We start from the raw sequence: 9327 nt of genomic DNA, 5'->3' as shown, positions 1-9327 counted from the left end.
ATATTTCAAGGCGCTTGAAGTTCATGGTGTAGACATACCGTTTCTGGTTTTGGGCAAATCGGGTGTTGGCCAAATGCTTGGGAACGCCGAATTTTTAGAAGCAGAGAAAACTGCGTTTCGGTTACTGGCCGAGACAATTCAAACCCATCAAATCAAAATCGACACCCTGTCTCCAGAGGCACTGCATTTGGCATTTGTGGGCTTTCGAGACCAAGTATTGAGACGCTCTACTATCATTTCCGAAGGGGCCAAAAGGAGAAGGGCGTGAAGCAATCTGATAAGGATTTCCTCAGGCTGATCGATGAACACGTTCGATACGCATCCAAAGCTGCGTCACCCCACGAATTCGAAAGACTCTATCGAAAATCGCTTAGAAAAAGATTAACTACCCTCGAAGACATACACACATCTGACATCACCAAAACCTCAAGTTCGAGGATCTTGTCAGAAGGAGTCGACTTGCTTATTTTTTCCGGCCTCACCGATAAAAAGAGCCGAAGAATTGCAAATGCTTGCAATTTGCGCTTGGAACGAAAGGATGGAGCGATTGAAGTGAGTTGTACAAAAGTGCTTCCGCACAAGTACGCCAATATGATTTTGTTTGCCACGCTGCTTTTCGGCACAGGAGTGGTTAGCTGGATCTGGACAACGACTGCAGCCGATTTCCTTACGTTGGTTCCGGCCGGATACTCATCTGGCTACCTTCTTGGATGGATCGCGAGTAAAACTTTCGACCACTCATACAGAATTCACGATTTAATTCGTAGAATTGAGGGCAAGGTAATGGCTTCTGGCAATTTTCCTCTGCGTTGCGCTGGATAGTCAAACATAAGCGCTTTTTTTAAGACGTTCTTAGTCGACAGTCACAAGTCAGCTTCGGCCGAATTTCGGCCAATCTCGACAATCAACTGATCTAAAGGGTACAGTGAACTTGCATAAAGTGTTGAAAACTCTTTCGCTCGGTGAGCTGCATCGAAACTTCAAACGAACTACCGTCGCAAACGCTCAAACTTACGATTCCCCCTTATGATGATTTCTCCGCCCCAAAATCAGAAACAAGCAGCCATGCCCAAGCTATCTGAACGCGACGTTTGCAGTAAATACATCACTCCCGCTTTGGTGTCGGCTGGCTGGGACCTACAAACCCAGATCCGAGAGGAAGTCAGCTTCACGAAGGGTCGCATCATTGTGCGTGGCAAACTGCACAGCAGAGGCAAGGGTAAGCGGGCCGACTACATGCTGTATTACAAACCCAACCAGCCAATTGCTCTGATCGAAGCAAAGGATCAAACGCACAGTTTGGGTGCGGGCATTCAGCAAGGCTTGGACTACGCCGAAACGCTCGACATTCCCTTCGTTTTTTCTAGCAACGGAAGCGGCTTTCTCTTTCATGACCGCACCGGTAGCGCAGCCATTACGGAAACCGAATTGACGCTGGCCGAATTCCCATCGCCAAGTGAACTATGGCAGCGTTACTGCGCCTGGAAAGGTTTGGCTGGCGAAGCAGTGATATCCGTTGAAACCCCTTATTACGACGATGGCTCCGGCCGCATTCCACGTTACTATCAGGTCACCGCAGTTAATCGCACCGTAGAGGCTGTCGCTCTTGGTCAGGATCGCATTCTGTTGGTTATGGCGACAGGTACCGGCAAGACCTACACTGCTTTCCAGATCATTTGGCGGCTGTGGAAATCGAAGATCAAGAAGCGCATTCTGTTTCTTGCAGACCGCAACATCCTAATCGATCAGACCCGTACCAATGATTTCAAGCCCTTTGGTCAAGCCATGACCAAGATTGAGAAGCGGCAGGCAAACAAGGCTTATGAAATCTACCTGTCGCTCTATCAAGCCGTTACCGGGAACGAAGAAGAGAAGAATATCTACAAGCAGTTCTCGCCGGACTTCTTCGACCTGATCATCATCGACGAATGTCATCGCGGCAGTGCTGCCGAAGATTCAGCTTGGCGGGAAATTCTCGAATACTTCTCCGGTGCGACCCAGATCGGTTTGACAGCGACCCCAAAGGAAACCAAAGAGGTTTCCAATATCCATTACTTCGGCGAGCCGGTCTACACCTACTCGCTCAAGCAGGGGATCGATGACGGCTTCCTCGCCCCTTACAAGGTCGTCCGTATCGATATCGACAAGGACATGCAAGGCTGGCGACCTGCAAAGGGGCAGACCGACAAACACGGCAACCTGATCGAGGACCGGATCTACAACCAGAAGGATTTCGACCGCTCCCTCGTACTTGAAAAGCGGACCGAACTGGTCGCCAAAAAGATCACTGAATTCCTGCTGGCCACTGATCCCTACGCAAAAACCATAGTGTTCTGTGAAGATATCGATCATGCAGAGAGGATGCGCCAAGCCTTGGTAAATCTCAATCCAGATCGCGTTAAGGAAAACCGCAAGTACGTGATGCGGATTACTGGCGACGAGCAGGAAGGCAAGGCTGAACTCGACAATTTCATCGACCCGGAAAGCCGCTACCCGGTGATTGCCACTACTAGCAAGTTGATGACGACCGGTGTCGATGCACAGACCTGTAAGCTGATCGTTCTGGATCAACGTATCCAGTCGATGACCGAATTCAAGCAGATCATTGGCCGTGGTACCCGTATTAACGAGGATTACGGCAAGTTCTGGTTCACCATAATGGATTTCAAAAAGGCGACTGAGCTGTTCGCCGATTCGGCCTTTGATGGCGACCCTGTACAAGTGTTTGAGCCTGCCCCTGAGGATCCCCCCGTTCCCCCCGAAGAATCGATGGATGAACCGCCGACCGGTGATGGTGAAGAACTAACGTCAGACCAGCCTTTACCACCTGATGAGCCTGGGGAAAAACGGATCAAATATGTCCTTGGTGGCGAGGTCAGCGTCTATGTTGTTGCGGAACGGGTGCAGTATTACAGCCAAGATGGCAAACTGATTACGGAATCGCTCAAGGATTACACCCGCAAGGCAGTCCGCAAAGAATTTGCCTCGCTGAGTGATTTCTTGCGTCGCTGGTCTGATACTGAGAAGAAGAGGGCTCTGATCGAAGAGCTTGAGGCCCAAGGTGTCCTGCTTGAGGCGCTAGCCGAAGAGGTGGGCAAGAAACAAGGCAAGACCTTCGATCCGTTCGATCTGATCTGCCACGTTGCTTTCGATCGACCGGCGCTAACCCGAAAGGATAGAGCTGAATTGGTCAAGAAGAAGGACGTATTCGCCAAATATGGCGAGCAAGCCCGTTCCGTCCTGAATGCACTGCTCGATAAGTACGCGGACGCTGGAATTGAGAGCATTGAAGACATTAATATCCTGACCATCGATCCATTTTCCAAGTTAGGGACTGCCCCTGAACTAGTCGGCGCTTTTGGCGGGAAGCCGAAGTACCTACAAGCTGTCAAAGAACTTGAGTCCCTTCTTTACAGCGCTTAAAAGAGCAAAAACTTATGCCTGAAGCCAAGCATTTCATCGTTCGCACCCCGCTTTTCCCCCTTTATTCGGAAGTTCAGCTGCTGACAAAAATCCTCGCCGGAGTATCGAAAGATGCTGTCTGGGGCATGATTAAGGCACTTTTCGATCAGACCGGCACGCCGCAAGCAAACGTAGATTGGAGTCAGCCGAACGAATGGATCGATCAGCGTCTGCAAGGTGCCCATAAGGAACTCGCAAAAAAGATCTGGGCTGATAGCCAAGGAACTGTAAATCCTCGGCACATCTACGGCTCCTACCTTTTCATCAATACCTTTCTGCTTCTGACGCCCGATATACAGGGTATCTACCAAATCACGCCGGATGGCGATGCCTTCATCTTGAACGACCCAAAGGTTTTGCGCAGACTGGATGAAGAAGAGGGCCTGCCGCAGCTACTTTCTATTCTCGCGGCGCGTTCTCCCGCAAAGAGAGGCGACTTGCTGGACGAATGGTCTGAATTCCTCCTTGAAAACTCCAACTACGGAACGGCTTCAACCTTCAAAGACACATTGCGTCGGCGCCTGCTGAATCTTGTTGAGCGTGGTTATGTCGCTCGCGAGGGTAACACCTACACTATTACCGACAAGGGAATTTCCTATGCAGCCCCCACAGGGCCAGCAGAGGTTCAACGCCCACACCTTGCAGTACTGGGCGCCATCAAGAATTATAACGACGCTCAAACCAAGGAGTTGCGGGAACGCTTAGAGAAAATGAATCCGTACCGATTCGAAATGCTGATCAAGGATCTTCTCGAAGCTATGGATTACGAGGACGTGGTTGTTACTAAGCAAAGTGGTGATAAAGGCGTCGATGTTGTAGCCAGCTTCCAATTCGGCATTACACAAATTAAAGAAGTGGTGCAGGTCAAACGTCACAAAGGCAATATTAGCCGTCCTGTTTTAGATCAATTGCGTGGTGCCCTGCCTTACCATAGTGCCATCCGTGGAACTATTATCACGACAGGTGGTTTTGCACAGGGCTGCAAGGATGCAGCGTTGTTCCCGGGCGCAGCCCCAATTACCTTGATCGACGGAGATAAGGTTATCGAGTTGCTGCTGAAACATGGGGTTGGCGTTAAAAAGAAGCCGCAAACCCTGATCGAGATCGATGAAAGCTACTTCGCTGGTGACGATCCAGAAACACAAATTCAAGAAGTACAGTAACCCCTATGTCTATCAGCAGCACTATCAAATCAATCCAAGACATCATGCGCAAGGATGTCGGCGTCGATGGAGACGCCCAGCGGATCGGCCAGCTTGTCTGGATGTTCTTCCTCAAGATCTACGACGACAAGGAAACTGAGTACGAACTGCTCAATGACGACTACCGTTCGCCAATTCCCGAGGCACTACGCTGGCGTAACTGGGCAGCGAACGCCGAGGGCATGACCGGCGACGATCTGCTCGAATTTGTCAATAATCGGCTTTTCCCGACCCTGAAGAACCTACAACCGGTCGGTAGCGACAAGCGCGGCTATGTGATTCGTGGTGTCTTTGAGGATGCCTACAACTACATGAAGTCCGGTCACTTGATGCGGCAGGTCATCAACAAGATCGTCGAGGGCGTCGACTTCAACAAGGCACAGGACCGCCACCTGTTTGGAGACCTCTATGAGCAAATCCTGCGCGACCTGCAAAACGCCGGGAACGCTGGCGAGTACTACACCCCGCGCCCGGTAACTCAGTTCATGGTCGACATGGTGGCCCCGCAACTCGGCGAGAAAATTTTGGACCCGGCTTGCGGTACTGGTGGCTTCCTGACCTGCGCCATCGAATATGTGCGCAAGCAGCACGTGAAGACCGTCGAACAGGAGCAGTTGCTGCAGGAATCGATCTATGGCGTCGAGAAGAAGCCGCTGCCGCACCTTCTTTGCACCACTAACATGATCCTGCACGGCATCGATGTACCGACCAACGTCCGCCACGACAACACGCTTGCTCGCCCGCTGCGCGACTATAGTCCGCGTGACCGGGTCAATGTGATCGTCACCAATCCGCCTTTCGGCGGCATGGAAGAAGATGGCATCGAAAATAACTTCCCGGCCAACTTCCGTACCCGCGAAACTGCCGACTTGTTTTTGGTACTAATCATGCACCTACTCAAGGACGGCGGCCGCGCTGCAGTGGTTCTGCCTGATGGCACGCTGTTCGGCGAGGGCATCAAGACGCGGATCAAGGAACTGTTGTTGGAGACCTGCGACCTGCACACCGTTGTGCGCCTACCCAATGGCGTCTTTAACCCCTACACCGGGATCAAGACCAATCTGCTTTTTTTCACCAAAGGTACGCCAACCACTGAAACTTGGTTCTACGAACACCCCTATCCCGCCGGCTACAAGAGCTATTCCAAGACTAAGCCGATGCGCATAGAGGAATTTGAGGTAGAAAAGGCCTGGTGGGGGAATCGGGTTGAAAACGAATTCGCATGGAAGGTCAGCGCAGACGACATTAAGGCACGCAATTACAACCTTGATATCAAGAACCCGCACAACCCCGATCAGATCAGCCACGACCCCGACGAACTGCTGGCCGACTACGCTCAGTTGCAGCAGCGCATTACAGCTACCCGCAACCAATTGAAGGCCGCGCTGACTGAAGCGCTGGAGGGTAGGGCGTGAGCGTGGTATTAAGCGAACATCTTCCATTGCTGGCCTCGGCATCGGATGGGATTCAGAAGCTGAGAGGGTTGATTCTGGAACTCGCGGTGCGCGGCAAGCTGGTGCCGCAAGACCCTGCTGATGAACCAGCGAGCAAATTGCTCGAGCAGATTGCGCAAGAAAAGGCTCGTCTAGAAACCGAAGGTACGTGTAAAAAATCGAAAGTGAAACCGACCGTCAGTGAGAATGAGCGACCATTCCATTTGCCAGACAACTGGAGATGGGTTCGCCTTGGTCATTTCTGTTTATTAGAGATGGGCCAGAGTCCGTCGTCGGAGCATTACAACCAATTGGGCGATGGAATTCCTTTCTTTCAAGGCAAAGCTGACTTTGGCGCAAAATATCCGACTGCCAGGTATTGGTGTACTGAACCAACAAAATACGCTGACAATGGTGATGTATTGCTGTCTGTAAGGGCACCTGTAGGCCCTACAAACGTTGCACAATACCGATGCTGTATTGGACGAGGGTTAGCGGCATTGAGGCCCTTGGGAGGGGTTCCCACTGAATACCTCCTGCTGGTGGTTCAGGCTCGGCGAACGGCTCTTGAAATGTTGGCAACCGGGACCACTTTCGTGGCTGTTTCAAAAAGTGACATCGAACCGTTCCTAGTTCCCGTTCCGCCCCTCGCCGAACAACACCGTATCGTCGCCAAAGTCGCTGAACTGATGGCGCTTTGTGACCGGTTGGAGGCTGAGCAGGCAGATGCGGCTAGCGCCCATGCCCGGCTAGTAGAGACCCTGCTCGGCACGCTTATTCAAAACACCAATGCGTCCGACTTCGCCACCAACTGGCAACGCCTTGCCGAACACTTCAACACCCTATTTGCCACCGAAGCCAGCATCGAAGTGCTCAAGCAGACCATACTGCAACTGGCAGTGATGGGCAAACTTGTGCCGCAAGACCCAAACGACGAACCGGCGAGCGAACTGCTCAAGCAAATTAAGCAAGAGCGGGCTCGATTGGAGGCAGAAGGCGTTTTCAAACAATCGAAGCCCTTGCCGCCAGTGGGTGAGAAGGAGCAACCGTTTGTGCTGCCTGACGGTTGGGAGTGGGTGAAAGTCGGGTCAATTGCTGTGATTCGCGGCGGGAAACGTCTTCCCGCAGGACACAATTATTCGCCAGTCCCAACTGAGCATATTTATATTCAGGTAACCAACATGAAGAACGGAACGATTCTTCGTGATGACTTGAAATACATAGACGAAGTCACATACGCCGAGATTGCCCGATACACGATTAGCACCGACGATCTTTATGTGACGATCGCCGGAACAATTGGGCAAGTGGGGTGCGTTCCACAATCCTTTGATGGGATGAATTTGACTGAAAATGCGGCGAAGCTCTCTTTCAGTCATCTTGATCGACTTGGATTAAGAATGATCCTTTCCTCGCCCTACGTGAAAATCCAGTTTCTTGACAAAGCTAATCAACAAGCGCAACCCAAATTGGCGTTGCGAAACATTGCCGATACGGTGATAGCGCTACCTCCAAAAGATGAACAGCAGCGAATCGTCGCAAAAGTCGATGAACTGATGGCCCTTTGTGACCACCTGAAGGCTGACCTAGTTACCGCCCAACAGATGCAAGCCGCCCTGGCCGACACTCTGATCGAATCGGCGCTGGAAGCAGCTTGGTAGGGTTTGACTTAGATCTAACCAGAAAACCTAGCGTTATCCATACTCAGTTTGAAACCACTTTGTAGACTTTCGTAATTAATAAAACCAAGCGACCGCTTCGACCGAATTTTGGTCGAAACTACATGGTGTGCACATAAGCACTCACCCGCGCCTTTTAATATGGTTACTTCCGTATATGGTGGCGCTAACTTACTTCAGTGCCGCGGCCTTTTAGAAAACTGTCCATTGAGTCATGAACAACTTGCAGATGTTTAACCCTAACCTATCTACCCAACGCTGCTTTGGTTGGCTACCTGAATCGAATTGAATCCTTGGTGCCCCCAATCGTGATTACCGACAACTTCCCATATGAAGATCGAGAAATTTCCGATGATGAATTTGATGTCCTACGCACAGAAAGCGCACCGCGGGCTAACCCATCAATCCATCAGGCCTGCTCGAAAAGCCGCACAGGCCGGTCATCTTCACGGTTAGGCCTCTCAAATGCATACTGAGCGGTTTCGCCACCTTCGCAAAGATGCGCTGAGTGGCATTTTGGATAAAGACGCCGTAAGCAGCGTCTGGCGCAAGATCGTCCGGAACCAGCTCAGAAATCTGGATATCAAGGACCTCTTCGATCATTACGACTTCAACTTCAACATCGAAGATCGAGCTATCGCCATCCGGAATGACATCCTGAACGGAACCTACAAACCAGTCGCTCCGCTCATCTACCGCATCGAGAAGAAGTTCGGCGTCTGCAGACACATGGTAATCCCGAGTCCAGCAGACGCCCTCATATTGCAAGTGCTTGTCGAAAGCGTTGCGGATCAAATCATTGCCAAGCAGCCATCTGCCAACGCGTTTTACTCGCGCGACAAGCACAACGTAAAGAAGCCACATGAGGGGATGGAGTACGGCGTCCCATTCAAGGAGCAATGGAAGCAGCTTCAGAAGACCATCTACAAGTTCAATGAAGAGAAGGAGTTACTAGTAGTAACTGACCTATCGAACTACTACGACTCCATCTCTCTTCCTGAACTGAGAAAGGTTTTTCTATCTCACGTCAAAACTAATGAGGTGATCGTTGACCTACTCTTTCAGATCATTGAAGGAGTGTCGTGGACACCGGACTACCTTCCATACTCAGGAAAAGGACTTCCAACGGCCAATATAGAGGCGATTAGGCTGCTCGCCCACTCGTTTTTGTTTGAGATCGACGAGGTACTTCAGAAGAAGACCAAGGACTCATTCGCGAGATGGATGGACGACATAACAATAGGTGTAGATTCCCGAAAAGAGGCAATATCAACAATCAGCGCTGTGTCAGATATGCTGAAGAGCAGAGGGCTCGCACTGAATCTGTCGAAAACTGCAATTCTGGATACCAAGGATGCCGAGCACGACTTCTTGATCACGAAAAACTTGGAGCTCGATGATTTCGCCAATATCGACCCCGATAGTGATCCAAAGAAGAAGATAGAAAAGTTGCTTTGGCGACGGTTCAAAGAGCACTTTGCAGATCAGACGCCAAAGCACTGGGACAAAGTCGCAAAAAGGTACATCACTGCCTTCAGCAGGCTTGTTGAC

7 protein-coding genes are annotated in these 9327 nt (G+C 50.9%); all 7 read left to right on the top strand.

Going from position 1 to position 9327, the window contains the following annotated elements; genetic code table 11:
* A partial coding sequence (locus A0129_RS15010) for a hypothetical protein (protein ID WP_291716215.1) occupies positions 1–268 on the top strand: 268 nt, incomplete at its 5' end.
* A complete protein-coding gene (locus A0129_RS15005) occupies positions 265–822 on the top strand; it encodes a hypothetical protein (protein ID WP_291716214.1) in 558 nt (185 codons plus the stop codon). The genes A0129_RS15010 and A0129_RS15005, both read left to right, overlap by 4 nt.
* 243 nt (positions 823–1065) lie before the next feature.
* A complete protein-coding gene (gene hsdR, locus A0129_RS15000) occupies positions 1066–3423 on the top strand; it encodes an EcoAI/FtnUII family type I restriction enzme subunit R (protein ID WP_291716216.1) in 2358 nt (785 codons plus the stop codon).
* A 14-nt stretch (positions 3424–3437) separates the two neighbouring features.
* Positions 3438–4625 carry a restriction endonuclease gene (locus A0129_RS14995; RefSeq protein ID WP_291716213.1) on the top strand — a complete coding sequence of 396 codons (1188 nt, stop codon included), beginning with the start codon at positions 3438–3440 and terminating at the stop codon, positions 4623–4625.
* Positions 4626–4630: 5 nt separating this feature from the next.
* The gene (locus A0129_RS14990) at positions 4631–6079 is read left to right on the top strand and encodes a class I SAM-dependent DNA methyltransferase (protein WP_291716212.1); all 1449 of its coding nucleotides are present in this window, start codon (positions 4631–4633) and stop codon (positions 6077–6079) included.
* Positions 6076–7758 carry a restriction endonuclease subunit S gene (locus A0129_RS14985; RefSeq protein ID WP_291716211.1) on the top strand — a complete coding sequence of 561 codons (1683 nt, stop codon included), beginning with the start codon at positions 6076–6078 and terminating at the stop codon, positions 7756–7758. The genes A0129_RS14990 and A0129_RS14985 overlap by 4 nt, the downstream gene beginning before the upstream one ends.
* A gap of 534 nt (positions 7759–8292) precedes the next feature.
* Positions 8293–9327: RNA-directed DNA polymerase (locus A0129_RS14980; RefSeq protein WP_291716210.1), on the top strand; the 1035-nt coding region annotated here is incomplete at its 3' end.

Origin of the sequence: Limnobacter sp. CACIAM 66H1 (assembly GCF_001601825.1) — a bacterium.
GTDB lineage: Bacteria > Pseudomonadota > Gammaproteobacteria > Burkholderiales > Burkholderiaceae_B > Limnobacter.
The sequence above is the reverse complement of the archived record's forward strand: the minus strand, read 5'-3'. Positions and strand labels throughout refer to the sequence as shown.